This window comes from Micromonospora sp. DT68 (genome assembly GCF_049847245.1).
GTDB lineage: Bacteria > Actinomycetota > Actinomycetes > Mycobacteriales > Micromonosporaceae > Micromonospora > Micromonospora profundi.
Genome location: NZ_JBNCNZ010000005.1, coordinates 247,034 through 263,798, shown reverse-complemented (window position 1 = coordinate 263,798; position 16,765 = coordinate 247,034). Strand labels below are relative to the sequence as shown.

16 protein-coding genes are annotated in these 16,765 nt (G+C 73.7%); 11 read left to right on the top strand and 5 right to left on the bottom strand.

Features of this window, described 5'->3' with window-relative positions:
* Positions 1–106: 106 nt before the first annotated feature.
* The 3 genes from ACPXB1_RS11940 to ACPXB1_RS11930 form a co-directional block, all read right to left on the bottom strand.
* Complete coding sequence (locus tag ACPXB1_RS11940; protein ID WP_425735225.1) at positions 107–1,009, bottom strand: RNA polymerase sigma-70 factor; 903 nt, start codon at positions 1,007–1,009, stop codon at positions 107–109.
* Positions 1,010–1,141: 132 nt separating this feature from the next.
* Positions 1,142–2,887 (bottom strand): sulfatase-like hydrolase/transferase, encoded by a 1,746-nt coding sequence (locus ACPXB1_RS11935; protein ID WP_425735299.1) that lies wholly within the window; start codon positions 2,885–2,887, stop codon positions 1,142–1,144.
* Positions 2,887–3,822 carry a CDP-alcohol phosphatidyltransferase family protein gene (locus tag ACPXB1_RS11930; RefSeq protein ID WP_425735224.1) on the bottom strand — a complete coding sequence of 312 codons (936 nt, stop codon included), beginning with the start codon at positions 3,820–3,822 and terminating at the stop codon, positions 2,887–2,889. Before ACPXB1_RS11930 ends, ACPXB1_RS11935 begins: the two co-directional genes overlap by 1 nt.
* A 93-nt stretch (positions 3,823–3,915) precedes the next feature.
* Here ACPXB1_RS11930 and ACPXB1_RS11925 point away from each other — a divergent pair, with 93 nt between their 5' ends.
* The 8 genes from ACPXB1_RS11925 (at position 3,916) to ACPXB1_RS11890 (ending at position 12,663) form a co-directional block, all read left to right on the top strand.
* On the top strand, positions 3,916–4,899 hold the full coding sequence (locus tag ACPXB1_RS11925) for a zinc-dependent alcohol dehydrogenase (RefSeq protein ID WP_355632894.1): 984 nt from the start codon (positions 3,916–3,918) through the stop codon (positions 4,897–4,899).
* A 2-nt stretch (positions 4,900–4,901) separates the two neighbouring features.
* Positions 4,902–5,300, top strand: coding sequence for a 6-pyruvoyl trahydropterin synthase family protein (locus ACPXB1_RS11920; protein ID WP_425735223.1), 399 nt, complete (start codon positions 4,902–4,904; stop codon positions 5,298–5,300).
* A 77-nt stretch (positions 5,301–5,377) separates the two neighbouring features.
* A complete protein-coding gene (locus ACPXB1_RS11915) occupies positions 5,378–6,403 on the top strand; it encodes a glycosyltransferase family 4 protein (RefSeq protein WP_355589422.1) in 1,026 nt (341 codons plus the stop codon).
* A complete protein-coding gene (locus ACPXB1_RS11910; protein ID WP_425735222.1) occupies positions 6,400–7,215 on the top strand; it encodes a class I SAM-dependent methyltransferase in 816 nt (271 codons plus the stop codon). The genes ACPXB1_RS11915 and ACPXB1_RS11910 overlap by 4 nt, the downstream gene beginning before the upstream one ends.
* A gap of 64 nt (positions 7,216–7,279) precedes the next feature.
* Positions 7,280–8,218 carry a lysylphosphatidylglycerol synthase transmembrane domain-containing protein gene (locus tag ACPXB1_RS11905; protein WP_355589424.1) on the top strand — a complete coding sequence of 313 codons (939 nt, stop codon included), beginning with the start codon at positions 7,280–7,282 and terminating at the stop codon, positions 8,216–8,218.
* 58 nt (positions 8,219–8,276) lie between these two features.
* A complete protein-coding gene (locus ACPXB1_RS11900; protein WP_425735221.1) occupies positions 8,277–8,969 on the top strand; it encodes a GTP cyclohydrolase II in 693 nt (230 codons plus the stop codon).
* Positions 8,966–9,679, top strand: a complete 714-nt coding sequence (locus tag ACPXB1_RS11895; protein ID WP_425735220.1) for a RibD family protein — start codon at positions 8,966–8,968, stop codon at positions 9,677–9,679. Before ACPXB1_RS11900 ends, ACPXB1_RS11895 begins: the two co-directional genes overlap by 4 nt.
* 221 nt (positions 9,680–9,900) lie before the next feature.
* Positions 9,901–12,663 (top strand): Hsp70 family protein, encoded by a 2,763-nt coding sequence (locus ACPXB1_RS11890; RefSeq protein ID WP_425735219.1) that lies wholly within the window; start codon positions 9,901–9,903, stop codon positions 12,661–12,663.
* Positions 12,664–12,681: 18 nt separating this feature from the next.
* Here ACPXB1_RS11890 and ACPXB1_RS11885 read toward each other — a convergent pair whose 3' ends face one another.
* Positions 12,682–13,113 (bottom strand): Rieske (2Fe-2S) protein, encoded by a 432-nt coding sequence (locus ACPXB1_RS11885; protein WP_425735218.1) that lies wholly within the window; start codon positions 13,111–13,113, stop codon positions 12,682–12,684.
* Between the two features lie 198 nt (positions 13,114–13,311).
* Between ACPXB1_RS11885 and ACPXB1_RS11880 the strand changes: the two genes are divergently transcribed.
* The gene (locus tag ACPXB1_RS11880; protein WP_425735217.1) at positions 13,312–13,884 is read left to right on the top strand and encodes a nucleosidase; all 573 of its coding nucleotides are present in this window, start codon (positions 13,312–13,314) and stop codon (positions 13,882–13,884) included.
* A gap of 9 nt (positions 13,885–13,893) precedes the next feature.
* Here ACPXB1_RS11880 and ACPXB1_RS11875 read toward each other — a convergent pair whose 3' ends face one another.
* Positions 13,894–14,577 (bottom strand): low temperature requirement protein A, encoded by a 684-nt coding sequence (locus ACPXB1_RS11875; RefSeq protein ID WP_355589021.1) that lies wholly within the window; start codon positions 14,575–14,577, stop codon positions 13,894–13,896.
* 153 nt (positions 14,578–14,730) lie between these two features.
* Between ACPXB1_RS11875 and ACPXB1_RS11870 the strand changes: the two genes are divergently transcribed.
* Positions 14,731–15,660, top strand: coding sequence for a S1 family peptidase (locus tag ACPXB1_RS11870; RefSeq protein WP_355589023.1), 930 nt, complete (start codon positions 14,731–14,733; stop codon positions 15,658–15,660).
* 94 nt (positions 15,661–15,754) lie between these two features.
* The gene (locus ACPXB1_RS11865) at positions 15,755–16,765 is read left to right on the top strand and encodes a sugar kinase (protein WP_355589025.1); all 1,011 of its coding nucleotides are present in this window, start codon (positions 15,755–15,757) and stop codon (positions 16,763–16,765) included.

Here is a 16,765-nt window from a genome sequence, read left to right as displayed (position 1 = left end):
CACCTCGCGCTACGCGCGGGTCTTCGTTGCGCCAGAGGAGCCTAATGGGCGATTTGTATGCCTTTTGCGGATTTGAGGTAGATGTCTGGAAGGGCTGCTCCATTGATCAGCGGCGCAGGTCCGTCTCCTGCCGCATGTGCGAGAGCTTCGCCGGATTGCGCACGGCGTACAGCTCGGTGATGAGCCCGTCGTCGATGCGCAGCGCGACGACCGCGTCGATCTCGCCGTCGAGTCGCAGAACCAACGCCGGATAGCCGTTGGCCTCGACCGGCTCCGCCGACAGGTCGGCGACCAGGTCCGGCCTCGCGGTCAGCAGGCGGGCCACCTTGACGGCTCCGGTGATCGGCCGCGGGATCGCCTGCCGGATCCCACCACCGTCGCCGATCAGCACGACGTCCGGTGCGAGGATGTCGAGCAGCCCCTGCAGGTCACCTGTCTCGACCGCCCGGCGGAACGCCTCGACCGCCTGTCGGGCCTCGGCCCGGGAGACGACCCCGCGCGGCCGACGCGCCGCTACATGTGCCTGCGCCCGGTGCGCGATCTGACGGACCGCCGCCGGACTCCTGTCGACGGCTTCGGCGATCTCGTCATAGGCAAGGTCGAACACCTTGCGCAGCAGGAACACGGCCCGCTCGGTGGGGCCGAGCGTCTCCAGCACCAGCAGCATCGCCATCGAGACGCTCTCGGCCAACTCGACGTCCTCGGCGACGTCGGGCGCGGTCAGCAGCGGCTCGGGAAGCCACGAGCCGACGTAGGACTCCCGGCGCCGACCGAGGGTCCGCAGCCGGTTGAGCGACTGACGCGTGGTGATCTGGACGAGGTAGGCGCGCCGGTCCCGCACCGTGGAAAGGTCGACGTCCGCCCACCGCAGCCACGTCTCCTGGAGGACGTCCTCGGCGTCGGCGGCCGAGCCGAGCATCTCGTACGCCACAGTGAAGAGCAGGTTGCGGTGGTCGACGAACGCCTCGACGGCCGGGTCCGGACACTGCCCATCCGACGTGCTGGTCACGCGCGGCTCCTGTCTCCTCGATCGGGACGCCTCCGCATCAGACACCGACCCGCCGCATTCTGTGACACCGCGCCCCGCGCGGGGAGGGGCACCCACGGCACATCGACAGTCCTGCCGGGCGTCCGGTCCAGGTCAGCGCGGCGCGGCGAGCGGCGGCGGCGACGTCCCGAACGTGGTCAGGAAGCGGTCGCGGAAGGTGTCCATCGGCCACACCGGAGCCTGCGGGCCGGGCCGCAACCCGTCCTGCCAGCCCCAGCCCGCCACCCGGTCCAGCACGGCCCGATCCCGGGCGACGATGGTGATCGGCACGTCCCGGCTCGCACCTTCGCCGGTCACCACAGGGGAGGGCTGGTGGTCGCCGAGAAACACGAGCACCAGGTCGTCGTCCCCGTACGTCTGCACGTAGGAGATCAGCGTCTGAAGCGAGTAGGCGATGGCCTGCCGGTAGCCGGCACGAGCCCGCCCGGTGTCCCGGTCGTCGGTCTCGCCGTCGTCGGCCGCGGCGGCGTCATTGTGGTAGATCGAGCCGTCCCCCACCTGGTCCCAGCCGATCATCTGAGGCACCGCCGTCCACGGTGAGTGGCTGGAGATCAGCGGGATCTGCGCCATGATCGGACGGTCCGCCCCCGCGCGGACCTGCCGCTGGAAGAACGACAGCGTGTACTGGTCGGGCATCGGGGCGTAACTGAAATTCGGACCGCGGTAGCCGAGCGCCTCGGCGTCGTAATAGCGGTCGTAGGAGAAGAAGCCCTGCTCCGGCCACGGCTGGGTGGCTGCCGGCAGCACCCCGACGGTCTGCCAGCCGGCCCGACGGAACGCGCCGTTGAGGGTCAGCCGATCGCTGGACAGCAGGGCGCGGTGCCGCTGCTCGTTGTCCGTCCACAGCCCGGACAGCAGGGTGTCGTGCGCCAACCAGCTGCCGCCGCCGAACGTCGGGGAGGTGAGAAAGCCGCTGCGGCTGCCGTACCCGGCTGAGCGCAGCGCCTCGGTACCGGCGTCAAGCACCGCGTTGACCTGCGGAGCCAGCGCCGGGTTCTCCACCGCGTCACGCCCGTAGCTCTCCACGAACGCGAGGATGACGTCCTTGCCGCGCAGCCCGGTCAGCAACTGCTCACCCGGTACCTCCCGGAACGGGTCGCTGCCGATCTTCGCGGTGAACCGCCCACTGTCGCGCAACCTGTCGTCCACCCGGGCGGCGTGCGCGCCGACGAGTGCCGTGGCACCGGCGTCGGCCACCGGCACGCCGGGCACGATCCGCACCCCGACCACGGCGCAGGCCACCCAGGCGACGGTAAGCGCCGCCACCACCCGCGTCGCCGCCCGCTCGTGACCCACCAGCAGCGCCGCGAACCGCCGCAGCGCCACAGTCACCACAAGCAGCAGCACGACGATCACCAGCACGACGCCGACCGCCGCGCCGAGGGCGCCGGCCCGACCGGCCGAGTCCCTGACGAAACCGAACGCGTCGTCGAGCAGCAGCCAGTCCAGCACCAGGTCGAACGGCCGGTCGAGGGCCGTGCGGAAGCCCAGGTCGGCCAGCTTCACGACGGCCAGCAGGCCGAGCACCGGCCCGACGACGGCCACCACCGCCCGCCGGGGCCGCGCCGGCAACGCCAGCAGCAGCGCGGCGAGGAGCAGCCCCTCCAGCGGGATACGGACGAACGCGCCGGGAGTCAGCTCACTGAGCCGGTCCGGGCCGACAAGCACGCCGTACACAAGCAGAACCGCGAGCGCCGCGCCGAGCGCCCGCCTCGTCCGACCGCGACGGCCGTCGGATCCGGCCGGCACTTCGGGTGTACGCGGGGAGGCGTCGCCGGTGCGCGCGGGGCGCGGACGCTGCGGGCCGGTCAGCCGGCGCAGCCGGTCGGGAAGGCGCATCATCGCGTCCAGTGTGCGGGGACCGTGGCGCCCGAGAGGGTGGCCATCGCGGGTACGGGCAGCAGCGGCGGCACGATGACAGGCGTCTGCCCGTCGGTCAGCGGCAGCGCCACCGGAGTGTGGCCGGGCGCATGGGCCGGTGGCGTGGCCCCGGCCCGTCCGGCGACCAGCCGCGCGGCCGGCGCGGGAGCCAGCGCCACGGCGACCGGGGCGAACCGGGGACGTGCCGCCTGCTGACTGCGGGACGTCGGGCGGCGTCGCCACAGCCAGGCCACGTCCCTGCCGAACGACTCGATCAGCAGCGCCAGCGCCGCCACCAGCACAAGCGTGGTCCACGGCTGTGGCAGAACCTCCGCCGCGGCGACCGCCAACAGGACCCCCTGCGCTGCGGCCACCACCTTGCGCCACAGGCGCGGCGGCAGCGACCCACCCAGCCAGGGCAGCACCGCGCTCGCCGCGACGAACACGTACCGCATCAAACCGATGGCCAGCACCCAACTACCGGCGGCCGGGGCGACGTACACGCTGAGCACCAGGATGAGGAACGCGTCGACCTCCATGTCGAAGCGGGCACCCAGCGCGCTCACCGTGCCGGTGCGCCGCGCGACCTGACCGTCCACCGCGTCCAGCAGCAGGGCCACCGCCGCCACAGTGACCAGCAGCCCCACCGGCGTGGGGCGGGAGAACGAGTCCACCACCAGCGCGGTGACAGCGCCGACCAGGACAGCCCGGGTAAGCGTCACCCGGTCGGCCGGGCCGAGACCTGAAGCGCCGGCCCGGCGCAGACCCCGGCTCAGGGCGAGACAGGTGGCCGCCGCGTAGCCCACCCCGGCCAACCAGCCGGCACCGGTCAGACCCACGGTGACGGCGAGTACTGCGAGCACGACCAGTTGGGCGGTGAGCCCGATCACCGGACCGCTTCGAACTGTGGGCACCGTACCTCCGTGTTTATGATCGACGACCCCGACAGGGAACACGGAAAACACGGCCGTTCGGTTCGGTCCAGAGCGAAGGTGAGGTCCGCGACGGTGATCCGCGAAGCGTACGCCTGCTGGGTGCGCGAGCCCGGCGTGGCGGAGATCCGGCCGCTGTCGCTGCCCGAACCGGGCCCCGACGAGGTGCTGGTACGGGCCCGCTACTCCGGCGTCAGCCGGGGCACCGAGACACTTGTCTTCGCCGGCCGGGTGCCCCCCGACCAGTACGCCTCGATGCGCGCCCCGTTCCAGGAGGGCGACTTCCCCGGCCCGGTGAAGTACGGCTATCTCAACGTCGGCGTTGTCGAGCAGGGCCCGTCGGAACTGCTCGGGCGTACCGTCTTCTGCCTGCACCCGCACCAGAGCGCGTACGTCGTTCCGGCCAGTGCCGTGGTGCCGGTGCCGGACGACGTGCCGCCGGCCCGCGCGGTGCTCGCCGGCACAGTGGAGACCGCAGTGAACGCGCTGTGGGACGCCGCGCCGCTGGTCGGCGACCGGGTCACGGTGATCGGCGCGGGCATGGTGGGCTGCTGCGTGGCGGCGCTGCTGGCCCGGTTCCCCGGGGTGCACGTCGAACTCGTCGACACCGACGCCCGCCGGGCCGGGGTGGCCGGGGCGCTCGGCGTCGGGTTCGCCCGCCCCGACGACGCGGCCGGCGACCGGGACCTGGTGGTGCACGCCAGCGCCACCGCCGCCGGGCTGCAACGCTCGCTTGACCTGCTCGCCCCGGAGGGCACCGTGGTCGAGCTGAGCTGGTACGGGGACCGCCCGGTGCAGGTGTCGCTGGGCGGGGCGTTCCACTCCGGACGGCTCACCGTACGTAGCAGCCAGGTCGGCATGGTGGCACCCGCGCGGCGGGGTCGCCGCAGCTACGCCGACCGGCTGGCCCTGGCCCTGGACCTGCTCGACGACCCGGCCTTCGACGCGCTGATCACCGGCGCGTCCCGGTTCGCGGAGCTGCCCGACGTGCTCGCCCGACTCAGCACGGGCGAGTTGCCCGCGCTCTGCCATCTCATCACCTACGACGACGGGGAGTGACAGTGTTCAGCGTTACCGTTCGGGATCACATGATGATCGCCCACAGTTTCCGGGGCGAGGTGTTCGGCCCGGCCCAGCGCCTGCACGGCGCGACGTTCGTGGTGGACGCGACGTTCCGCCGGCCCGACCTGGACAGCGACGGCATCGTTGTCGACATCGGCCTGGCCACCGAGCAGTTGCGGGAGGTGGTCGGTGAGCTGTCCTACCGCAACCTCGACGACGAGCCGGCGTTCGCCGGGGTGAACACCACCACCGAGGTGTTGGCGCGTACCGTCGCCGACCGGCTGGCCGACCGGGTGCACGCCGGCGCGCTGGGGGACGGGGCACGTTCGCTGGCCGGCATCACCGTCACCCTGCACGAGTCACACGTCGCCTGGGCCAGCTACGAGCGGTCACTGTGATCGGTGCGGGCCGGGCGGCGTCGCACGACCGGCCCGCCGCCGACTCCGCACCAGCCCCTGATGAGCGCCGCCGGGTGGTGCACGTCGTGCTGCCCGGCGACATCGACGACCCGGCCACGCCAAGCGGCGGCAACTACTACGACCGGCGGATCTGCGCGGGGCTCGACGAGCACGGCTGGTCGGTGCGCGAGCACCCGGTGCCGGGGGAGTGGCCGAACCCTGACCCGGTCGCCCGTACGGCGCTGGCCCGGCTGCTCGCCGGCACCCCGGACGACGCCGTGGTGCTGCTCGACGGTCTGATCGCCTCGACCGTGCCGGACCTGCTCACCCCGCACACCCGACGGCTGCGCCTGGTCGTCCTTGTGCACATGCCACTGGACGACGAGGCCGAGGCCCGCGCGCTGGCCGCCGCCCGCGCGGTGGTCGCCACAAGCGAGTGGACCCGGCACCGGCTGCTGACCCGTCACCGCCTGCCCGTCGACCGGGTCCGTGTCGCCCCGCCGGGGGTGACACCCGCGCCGGTGGCGACCGGCTCGCCGGCCGGTGACCGGCTGCTCTGCGTGGCTGCCGTCACCCACCACAAGGGGCACGACGTGCTCGTCGACGCCCTGACCACGATCGCCGGGCGGCGCTGGACGCTCGTCTGCGCCGGCACGCTGACCCGGGAGCCCGACCTGGTACGCCTGCTGCGGGAGCGGCTCGCGGCGGCCGACCTCGACGACCGGGCCCGGCTGGCCGGTCCGCTGACCCCGGCAGCGCTGGACGCCGCGTACGCCGCCGCAGACCTGCTGGTGCTGCCGTCGCGCGGGGAGACGTACGGCATGGTCGTCACCGAGGCGCTGGCGCGCGGTCTGCCGGTGCTCGGCACCGACGTCGGTGGCCTGCCGGAGGCGCTCGGTCACGCCCCCGACGGCACCCGGCCCGGAATGCTGGTGCCGACGGACGATCCGGTCGCGCTGGCCGGCGCGCTGAAGCGGTGGCTGGATGACGGCCCGCTGCGGGCCCGGCTGCGGCACGCCGCGCTCGCCCGACGCGAGACCCTTACCGACTGGCCGGTGACCACCGCGCGCCTGGCCGCAGTGCTCGAGGAGGTGGCGGAGTGACCGCCGAGACCCTGCCGTTCGCCGACTGGCTGCGCCTGCGCGAGCCGGCCGACGCGGCGGCCCGCGCCGAGGACCTGCTGGACGCCGTCCGGCCCCGGCTGACCGGCGGCACCCCGATCCTCATTCACGACCTGGGCAGCGGCACCGGCTCGATGAGCCGCTGGCTGGCCGCCCGGCTGCCCGGCCCGCAGCACTGGGTCCTGCACGACCGCGACCCGGACCTGCTGGCCCGCGCCGCCGCCGGCATGGCCGGGGTGAGCGCCGCCGACGGCGCACCGGTCACCGTGGACACCCGCTGCGGCGACCTCACCCGGCTCACCACCGCCGACCTGGCCGACGGCGCGTTGATCACCGCGTCCGCGCTGCTGGACATGCTGACCGTCGACGAGGTCGACCGGGTGGTGGACGCCTGCGTCGGCCGCCCGGCCCTGTTCGCGGTCTCGGTGACCGGGCGGGTCCGGTTCACCCCGACCGATCCGCTGGACACCGTCGTTCAGGACGCGTTCAACGAGCACCAGCGGCGTATCGTCGACGGCCGGCGGCTGCTCGGCCCGGACGCCGCCGCGGCCACCGCAGCCGCGTTCACCAGGCGGGGCGTGGCCGTGCGGGAGCGGCCCAGCCCGTGGCGGCTCGGCCCGGAGCAGGCCGACCTGACCGCCGAGTGGTTCCGCGGCTGGCTGGGCGCCGCCTGCGAGCAACGCCCCGACCTGGTCGGCCCGACGCGGGCGTACGCCGAACGCCGGCTGGCCGATGCCGCCGCCGGCCGGCTCGACGTGCTTGTCGAGCACTGTGATCTCCTCGCGGGCGGATGAACCGTCGACACCCTGGGTACGTGCACTAGGGCAAGTGGACGATCTTCAGGAAGGACCGGCGCCGATGGTGTGGGCCTGGGCACGAGTGGTCGGCGGGGTGGGTCTGCTCGCCGTCCTGCTGTGGCAGGTGGGCGGCGGTCCGTTCCTGGCCGGGGTACGGCTTATCGACGCGCCGGCACTGACCGCGGCACTGCTCATCGGCGTTCTCACGACGGTCTGCGCGGCGTGGCGGTGGAGTCTCGTCGCGGGTGGGCTCGGGGTACGGCTGCCACTGGCGACCGCTGTCGCGCACTGCTACCGGGCGGTGTTCCTCAACGCGACGCTGCCCGGCGGTGTGCTCGGCGACGTCCACCGGGCGGTGCGCCACGGGCGCGACGCCGGCGACGTGAGCCGGGGCATCCGCGCTGTGGTCTGGGAACGTGCCGCCGGCCAGGTGGTGCTTGTGGGCGTCGCGCTCGTGGTGCTGGCGGCGTTTCCCTCGCCTGTACGGCCGTACCTGCCGGTCTCCGCCGCGGTGCTGCTGACCGTCGGGTTGGCCGCTGTGCTGCTGGCCCGGGTCCTGCCCCGGACCGGCGGCTCGCGGTGGGCCCGGGGCCTGCGCACTGCCGTCGCTGACGTGCGGTCCGGGCTCCTGTCCCGGCGGACCTGGCTCGGTGTGCTTGTCGCCTCCGCCGTCATGGTCGCCGGCCACCTGGCGACGTTCCTGGTGGCGGCACGTACCGCCGGCTCGGATGCCCCACTGTCACGGTTGCTGCCGCTTACCCTGCTGGCCCTGCTCGCCATGGGTCTGCCGCTGAACGTCGCCGGCTTCGGCCCGCGCGAGGGGGTGGCTGCGTGGGTGTTCGGCGCAGCCGGTCTCAGCGCCGCCGAGGGCGTCGCGACCGCCACCGTCTACGGTGCCCTCGTCCTGGTGGCCAGCCTGCCCGGCGCCGCCGTTCTGCTTGCCCGCCGTGCCCGCAAGCCCACCACCGCACGGGAAGCCGTCACCAGTGACGGCTGTTGAACAGGTGGTGAGACGGTACGCGTCGCCGCGTGACGGTGACGCCGGACAAAGGAGTCCCATGCCCGAAGCACTGCCGGTCGCCACGATCCGTACCCAGGTCACGGTGCCTCTGGCGTTCCCCGACGGCTACGCCACGACGGTCCGCGTGTTCTCGTTCAAGGGCCTGGTCGACGGCCGGGAACATCTCGCCCTCGGCGTCGGTGACTGGGCCGGTGCCCTGGACCGGCTCGCCGCCGGTGGTGAGCCGCCGCTGGTCCGCCCGCACAGCGAGTGCCTGACCGGCGACGTGTTCGGCAGCCAGCGCTGCGACTGCGGGCCGCAGTTGCGCGAGGCCGTGCAGCGGATCGCCGAGACCGGCGGGTTCCTGCTGTACATGCGCCAGGAGGGCAGGGGTATCGGCCTGTACGCCAAGCTCGACGCGTACGCCCTTCAGGACGCCGGGTTGGACACCTACCAGGCAAACGTCGCGCTCGGCCGTGGCGAGGACGAACGCGATTACAGCGCGGCCGCGCAGATGCTCGCCACCCTCGGCGTGCCGCGTGTCCGGCTGCTCAGCAACAACCCCGACAAGGCCGAGCAGTTGACCCGGCTGGGCGTGGCGGTCACCGAGCGTGTCCCCACGAGCGTTTTCCTGTCCCCGGCCAACGCCGAATACCTGGCGGCGAAGGCGGCGAAGGCGGCCGAGGTCGAGGCGGCGGAAGCGGGCGGGTCCGAGGCGGTCCTGACCCCTGACCGGCCCGTCTCCCGGTGAGCTGCCGGCCGGCGCCACCGCGGCCGTACGTGCTGCTGAGCTGCGCCACCTCCATCGACGGCTACATCGACGACGCCTCCGAACAGCGGCTGCTGCTGTCGAACGACGACGACCTGGACCGTGTCGACGCCGTCCGGGCCTCCTGTGACGCGATCCTGGTCGGCGCCGCCACGGTCCGCCGTGACGACCCCCGGCTGCTGGTGCGCTCCGCGGCGCGCCGCGCCGAGCGGGTGGCGCGTGGTCGGCCCGCCTCGCCGACGAAGGTGACGCTTACCGCCCGGGGCGACCTCGACCCGACCGCCCGGTTCTTCACCGCCGGTGACTCGGCCCGGCTCGTCTACTGCGCCACCGGCTCGGTGGAGAAGGCGCGGGAACGCCTCGGCCGGTTGGCGACAGTGGTGGACGCCAACGAGCCTGTCGACCCGGCCTGGATCCTTGCCGACCTGGCCGACCGAGGCGTACGCCGGCTGATGGTGGAGGGCGGCGGCACCGTGCACGCCCAGTTCCTCACCGCCGGTCTCGCCGACGAGCTGCACCTGGTGGTCGCCCCGTTCTTCGTCGGCGACGGTCGGGCGCCCCGGTTCGTCGGCGAGGGACGTTTCCCCTGGCACCCGGGTCGTCGCGCCCGGCTGGCCGAGACCCGCCAGATCGGCGACGTGGTGCTGCTGCGCTACGCCCTCTCCGACCGCTGCACCGACACCGACGGCTGACCGTCCGGGGCTGCCCAGCCCTCACGGTGCCCGGCCGGCAGCCTCGCTGGAAGCCTGATGACTCTGAGACATATTGATGTCCCAGAGTCATCACCCTCGATCGCGGGACCGGGGCCGTGGGCGGTCGACACATGCGCTGCGCACCGTGTGATCAGGACACCGGCGTCGGCTGCGTACCATGCGGGGCTGGGTTTCCTCGTCGCGGCGGAGGTATCGGGCAGATGGCAGGCCAGCACGACGGGTTCGCCCTCGGCGTCGACCTCGGCACCTCCAACACGGTCGCGGTGCTGCGCTGGCCGGACGGGCGGACCCGGCCACTGCTGATGGACGGTCAGCCGGTCAGCCCGTCCGGCGTGTACGCCGACCCGGACGGCACTCTGCACGCTGGCTGGGACGCTCGACGGCTGGCGCAGGCCGACCCGGCCCGGTTCGAGCCGAACCCGAAGCGCCGGGTGGACGAGCCGGCAGTGGTGCTCGGCGACCGCTCGTACCGCCCGGCCGAGCTGCTCGCCGCGGTGCTGGCTGCCGTCGGGCGGGCCGCTGTCAACACGGTGGGCTTCCTGCCCCCGGCGGTGCTCACCTTCCCGGCGGCCTGGGACGCGACGCGGCGGCAGGTCCTCGCCGACGCGCTGTTGCAGGCCGGCTGGCCGCAGGCCGCCGAGCACACCCTCGCCGGGCCGACGCCGCCGGGCACCCGACTGCTGCGTGAGCCGGTCGCCGCCGCCCGCTACTACACGCAGGTGCTGCACCGGCCGGTGCCGGTCGGCGGTGCCATCGCGGTGTTCGACTTCGGTGGCGGGACACTCGACGTCGCGGTGCTGCGCAACGAGGGTGCCGACCCGTGGGGCGACTCGGGCTTCAGCGTGGTGGCCGACGGCGGCCTGCCCGACCTGGGTGGCCTCGACCTCGACGCGGCGCTGCTGCGGAGGGTCGGTGAGCTGCTCGGCGAGCGGCACGCCGCGCAGTGGGCCCGGCTGGTCGGGCCGTCGGACCCGGCGCAACGCCGCGACCAGGTCCGACTGTGGGACGAGGTCCGGGGCGCGAAGGAGACACTGTCCCGGTCCACAGTGGCGCCGGTCGCGGTGCCCGGGGTACCCGAGGCGGTGCAGCTGACCCGCGCGGACGTCGAGCGGGTGGCCACGCCGCTGCTGCAACGCGCGGTGGACCGGGCCCGGGAGGTCATCGCCGCCGCCGGGCTCAGCCCCGACCAGCTCGCCGGGCTGTTCCTCGTCGGCGGCTCGTCGCGGATTCCGCTGGTGGCCCGCATGCTGCACGCCGAGTTGGGGGTGGCGCCGACGGTGCTGGACCAGCCGGAGCTGCCGGTGGCCGAGGGCGCGCTGACGGACCTGCCGCTGCGTCGACAGTTGCCGACGCCTGCGTACGCGGGAGCACCCGTCGCCCCGCCGGTATCTCCCGTGCCGCCGCCGATGGGCCCGCCGCCGTCGTCGTCGCCCGCGCCGACCATGCCGTCGTCGCCCGCACCCACCGCGCCGACCGTGCCGTCGCAGCCCGGGCCGCCGGGGTGGCCACCGGCGGCGGGGCCGACAGTGCCGGGGCCGGCGGGCATGCCCCGGACCCTTGTCGGTGGGCCTGCCGGAACGCCGCCGCCCACCCCGGCCGTGCGGTCGTCCTGGCGTCGGGTCCATTGGGTGGCGCTCGGCGCTGTGCTCGCCCTGGCCGGTGTGGTCACCGCGGCAACCCTCTACCTGACCCGGGACCGCTACCCGGACCTGGAATTCGGGTCACTGCGTGAGCTGGCGAGGCACCAGGCTGGCACCGAGCGGCCGCGTGCCATGTGGACGACTGTGCTCGACGACCGCGCCTACCTCGGCTACCCGCTGCCGGACAACCGGCTGGAGGTGATCGCGGTCGACGCCGGCACCGGCGACCAGCTGTGGCGCAAACCGACGAACCTCACCGCCGACAGGTGGACGGGGCTGGTCGCCGTCCCGGGGGCGGTAGCGGTTCTCGCCGAGGGCTCGGGTAGCGCTCCTGGTGCCGTGGCAGTCCTCGACGGCAAGTCGGGCACGCAGCGCTGGCAGCGGTCGATTCGAGGCGACGACGACGTCCACCTCTCCGGCGACATCGCCGTGCTTGTGGACCGCACCGCCGGTCAGCTGGTCGGTCTGCGCATGGGCGACGGCAGCGAGAAATGGAACACGCCGAACCCCCGCGACCAGAGCGGCGGGTTCCGTACCGCCGTCCGGCCGGTGGGTAGCGACAAGGCCGCGAGCGGGCCGGCGTTCCTCGACGGTTCGCCCCGCGACCCGTGGGCGGGCAAGGGGCGGCGGCTCGTGCAGATCGGCGCGGACCGCTCGGCGCGGCTGCTGGATATGACCACCGGCGCCGTGCTGCGCGAGTGGGGCAACGTCGCCGACCTCGACGACCTGGTGGTGGCGCACGAGGACCGGCTCTACGTGGCCGGCAACGAGGGTGGGTTCCAACTGCTGGCGTACGACCTGGGCTCCGACGCCGCCCCGGTGGTCCTCTACCGGGCCGGAAACGACCAGCACCGGCCGAAGGGGCTGGTGGCCTGCGGCGAACGGCGGGCGTGCCTGGTGCAGGTGCAGAGCAGCGACTCTGAGCGCACCGAGGTGGTGGCGGCCACCGAGGGCGAGACAGCGGTCCGCTGGTCGGCGCCCGGCACCACGGGTCTGGTGCCGCTGGGTGAGCACGTGCTCACCCAGCGGGAGTATCCGAAGCCGACTGTCACCCTCTACGACGCCGCCGGCAAGCCGCTGGCGCTGCGCGACCGCCCCGGCGTGGCAGCTCGACTGGACGCGGGCAACCTGCTGGTCTTCGCCGAGGCGCCGAGCAGCGTGGCGGACAACCGCAGCGTTGCCGGCGTGTGGGCCGGGTCAGGCAAGCACGACGAGTTGGGGGAGTTGCGGGACGTCCGCAGCGCCTCCTGCTCCTGGAACACCCGGCTGATCGCCTGCGGCGCCGACAAGGACTTCGTGCTGTACCGCTTCACCGACGGCTGACCGCGCAGCTCACAACGGTCAGGCGCGGACGATGTTCGTGCCGTCGACCCGGATGGGGATTTCGGTGAGGCCCCTGGTGGCCGGGCCGCCGAGGCGGGCGCCGTCGCCGACGGCGAACGTCGAGTTGTGCGCGGAGCAGGTGATCACTCCGTCGCGGGGAGCGCCGACGCGTGCGCCCTGGTGCGGGCATGTCGCGTCGTACGCCGTGAAGGTGCCGGCCTCGGGCTGCACGACGAGCACCCCGCCGACGAGCGTGCCGCCGCCGACCGGCACGTCGCCGGTGGCGGCGAGCACCGCGCCGGGTTCGGCAGCCGGCTGGGGCGAGGAGTCGTCGCCGGTGCCGCAGGCGCTCAGCACTCCGGCCACGCCGATCGCTCCGGCGCCGGTCAGCAGCGCCCGCCTGCTCAGGCACCAGCGCTTGTCGCGGAGGAACTCCTGCCCGTCGTACACCTCGTCACCTCTTTCGTCGGCGGACCGGACCGCCAAGGTCGTGGCGTCGCCAAGAGCGGGTCCGGTGGTCCGCCGGACCAGCCTGCCCCAGCCGGCTGGACACGGGATGCGACGAAGCTGGACGTTGCCTGTACGCCGGCCGGTTCGCGCCCCGAGGCGGTCGGCTGTCCCCGCGGCGGCGGCCCGTACGATGCTCCGGTGAATCTTCGGGGTACGGTCCGGGCCGATCGTCCGCTGGTGGTGCTCGCCGTTGGGGAGGAGGCCCGCTACCTGCCGCCCGACCTGCCGGTGCTGCTCACCGGGATCGGCAAGGTGAACGCCGCCAGCGCTGTCGCGACGGTGCTTGCCGTCGGACCGCGCCCCAACCTGCTGCTCAACCTGGGCACGGCCGGGGCGCTGCGCCCCGGTCTGGCCGGCATCCATGAGATCGCCACAGTGCTCCAGCACGACCTGGACACGGCCCTGCTGCGTGCGCTCACCGGCGAGACCTACGGGGCGCCGCTGGCGTTGGCGGCCGAGGGCGCGGTACTGGCCACCGGCGACACGTTCGTTGCCGACGACACCGCCCGGGACAGGTTGGCGCAGCGCGCCGACCTGGTCGACATGGAGGGGTACGCGGTCGCGTGGGCCGCGGCGCAGGCCGGTGTGCCGTGCCGGCTCGTCAAGCAGGTGAGCGACGAGGCGGGGGAGGGCGCGGCCCGTACCTGGCAGGAGTCGGTGGACGCGTGTGCCCGGGACCTCGCCGAGTGGGCCGGTCGACACCTCGTCTGACCTGCGCGGTCAGCCGGCCCCTTGCGGCCGCAGCCCCGGCGTGGTTTCCCGTCCCCCAGGGGGAAGCAGGACGTGGCCGGCCAGCGCGAGCGCCACGACCGCGCTGACCAGCACCGGTGGCCAGCCGCCGGCCCACGGCAGCGCCAGCAGGGGGAGCAGTTGCCACGCCGCCCGCCACCACGGCGGGTGGTCGGCCACGACAAGCGCGAACAGGGCGCGGCCGAGGACGAACAGCATCGGCCCGCCGATGATCAAAATCAGCAACCGCGCTGACGTCGTTCCATCCGGGTGTTCGACGACCAGGTGGAAGGCGGACGCCGTGCCGACCACGCCGACCAGCAACACCAGATGGGTGTACGGGGCGACGCGGGTGGCCCGGCGCCCCTTGAGCCCGGCCTCCAGGAGTTGCCCGGCCCGGAAGACGTAGATCTGCCAGAGCAGCAGCATCGTTGCGAACGCTTGCTGCGGGTCGTAGAACTCGGTGGTGGTGGAGGTGACCGCCCAGGTCCACCAGATCGCTGTCAGCATCAGCAACACCGACGCGACGCCGGGCCAGGCGTCGTGCTTGGTGATCAGCCCCGACACCATCGCGAGCGCCGCCACGAATACCACGTCGAAGAGCAGTTCCAGCAGAGTGGCCCGGGTCGACCCGTCCTGATCGCGTACCAGCGCCGGGGTGTCTCCGGTGGTCATGCCCGGCCTCCCGCCGTGTCCTGGGAAATTATCGGCGGCGCCGGTGCGGCCCGTCCGAGGATCGACGATTCCGGTCTGCCTGGTGTTGCCACGGCGACAGTCACCGCGCGATGCTCTAGGTATCTATATGTCTCGATCTCTTCGGAGGTTCGGATGCGCCGCTCCCCGCTCGCCGCCCTCGTCCTGACCGCTCTCCTTCTCGTCACGCCCGGCGCCGCGCAGGCCGCAGTGTCCGAGCGCGCCGCGGTGTCCGAGCGCGCCGCGGTGCCCGAGCGCGCCGCGGTGCCCGACCGTGCCAGTTCTGACCGCGTCGCCAGTTCCGACAGCGCCGTCGAGGCGCAGCTCGCCCGGGTCCGCACGGCGGGCACCGCCTGGGGGTTCGACCCGGCCACCGGCCGGATGACCCTCACTGTCGACGACACAGTGACCGCCGCCGAGGTGGCGAAGCTGCGGGCGGTCGCCGACCGGACCGGCGCCCTGCTGCGCCGGGAGCCCGGCACGCTGCGCACCCTGATCGCCGCCGGGCAGGGCATCTACGGCGGTGGCGGCAGATGCTCGCTGGGCGCCAACGTGCGCAGCGGCAGCACGTACTACGTGATCACGGCCGGGCACTGCACCGCTGCCGCCAGCACCTGGTACGCCGACAGCGCGCAGGCCACCGTGCTCGGCAGTCGCACCGCCACCAGCTACCCCGGCAACGACTACGGGCTGATCCGCTACACCAGCCGGATCGCTCACCCGAGCGCGATCTACACCTATCCCGGGCTGCTGGCCGTCAACAGCTACGGCAACGCGTACGTGGGTCAGGCGGTCTGCCGCAGCGGGGTGACCACGGGGGTGCGGTGCGGCACCGTCACCGGGCTCAACCAGACCGTCAACTACGCCGGTGGTTCCGTCTCCGGCCTGATCCGGACGAACATCTGCGCCGAGCCGGGTGACAGCGGCGGGCCGCTCTACGTCGCGTCCACCGGCGTCATCCTGGGCATCCTCTCCGGCGGCAGCGGCAACTGCACCTCCGGCGGCGTCTCCTACTACCAGCCGATCTCGGAGGTGCTTGCGGCGTACGGGCTGACACTGCCCTGACCATCGTTGCGCTCAGCGCAACGGTTGCTCAGACAGCGCAACGGGCCTAGGCTCGGCGGCACCCCGGACCCCTTCCGCGAGGACGTGTGCCCCCATGTCGACCGAGCCCCGACCCGACGACGCGGCCGTCCCGCCACCGCCGGTCGAGGTGGTAACGGTGGGGGAGACGATGGTCGTGCTCTGCCCCGCGCCGGGCGAGCCGCTTGAGCACGCCGAGCAGGTCGCCCTCTCCGTCGGCGGCGCCGAGTCCAACGTGGCCGGCTACCTGGCCCGGCTGGGGCACGACGCGGCGTGGGTGAGCCGGGTCGGTGACGACCCGTTCGGCCGGGCCGTCGTGCGGCACGTCGCGGCCGCAGGCGTCCACGTCGACCTGGTGACAGTGGACCCAACCGCCCCCACCGGCCTGTACGTCAAGGACCCTGGGCCGACGGCCACCGCCGTGCACTACTACCGGGCCGGCTCGGCGGCCTCCCGCATGGACGCCGACGCGCTGGCCGACCCTCGGCTGACCGGCGCGCGGGTGCTGCACCTGTCCGGCATCACCCCGGCGCTCTCCGACTCGTGCCGGGCTCTTGTCGCGCACGCGGTCACCGACCGGCCGGTGTCGGGCGCGCTCGTCAGCTTCGACGTCAACCACCGGGCCCGGCTCTGGCCGGCTGAGCAGGCCGCGCCGGTGCTGCGGGACCTGGCCGACCGCAGCGACCTCGTCTTCGTCGGCCAGGACGAGGCAGAGGCCCTGTGGGGCACCGACGACCCGCTGTCCGTACGCCGGTTGCTGCCCGGTCCGCGGACTGTCGTCGTCAAGGACGGCGCGGTGGGCGCCACCGCCCTGCGCCACGACGCCGAACCGGTGTTCGTTCCGGCGCCCCGGGTGGCGGTGGTGGAACCGGTCGGCGCCGGTGACGCGTTCGCCGCCGGCTACCTCGCCGGGGTGCTGCGCGGCCTCGACCCGGTGCGCCGGCTGCGCCTCGGGCATCTGGTCGCCGCGCAGGCGCTGGGCAGCAGCGGCGACAACGCGCCGGTGCCGCAGTGGTCGTGGTTCGACGGGTTGCTCGACGGCCCCTGGTCGCCACCGGACCTGACCGGCGTACGGGCCGAGGGCTGA

Excerpts from the sequence above, each read along its gene's own strand:
- ACPXB1_RS11935 (WP_425735299.1), bottom strand. The coding sequence starts at position 2,887 with ATGCGCCTTCCCGACCGGCTGCGCCGGCTGACCGGCCCGCAGCGTCCG.
- ACPXB1_RS11905 (WP_355589424.1), top strand. The coding sequence starts at position 7,280 with ATGGTGTGGGCCTGGGCACGAGTGGTCGGCGGGGTGGGTCTGCTCGCC.
- ACPXB1_RS11900 (WP_425735221.1), top strand. The coding sequence starts at position 8,277 with ATGCCCGAAGCACTGCCGGTCGCCACGATCCGTACCCAGGTCACGGTG.
- ACPXB1_RS11890 (WP_425735219.1), top strand. The coding sequence starts at position 9,901 with ATGGCAGGCCAGCACGACGGGTTCGCCCTCGGCGTCGACCTCGGCACC.
- ACPXB1_RS11875 (WP_355589021.1), bottom strand. The coding sequence starts at position 14,577 with ATGACCACCGGAGACACCCCGGCGCTGGTACGCGATCAGGACGGGTCG.
- ACPXB1_RS11870 (WP_355589023.1), top strand. The coding sequence starts at position 14,731 with ATGCGCCGCTCCCCGCTCGCCGCCCTCGTCCTGACCGCTCTCCTTCTC.
- ACPXB1_RS11865 (WP_355589025.1), top strand. The coding sequence starts at position 15,755 with ATGTCGACCGAGCCCCGACCCGACGACGCGGCCGTCCCGCCACCGCCG.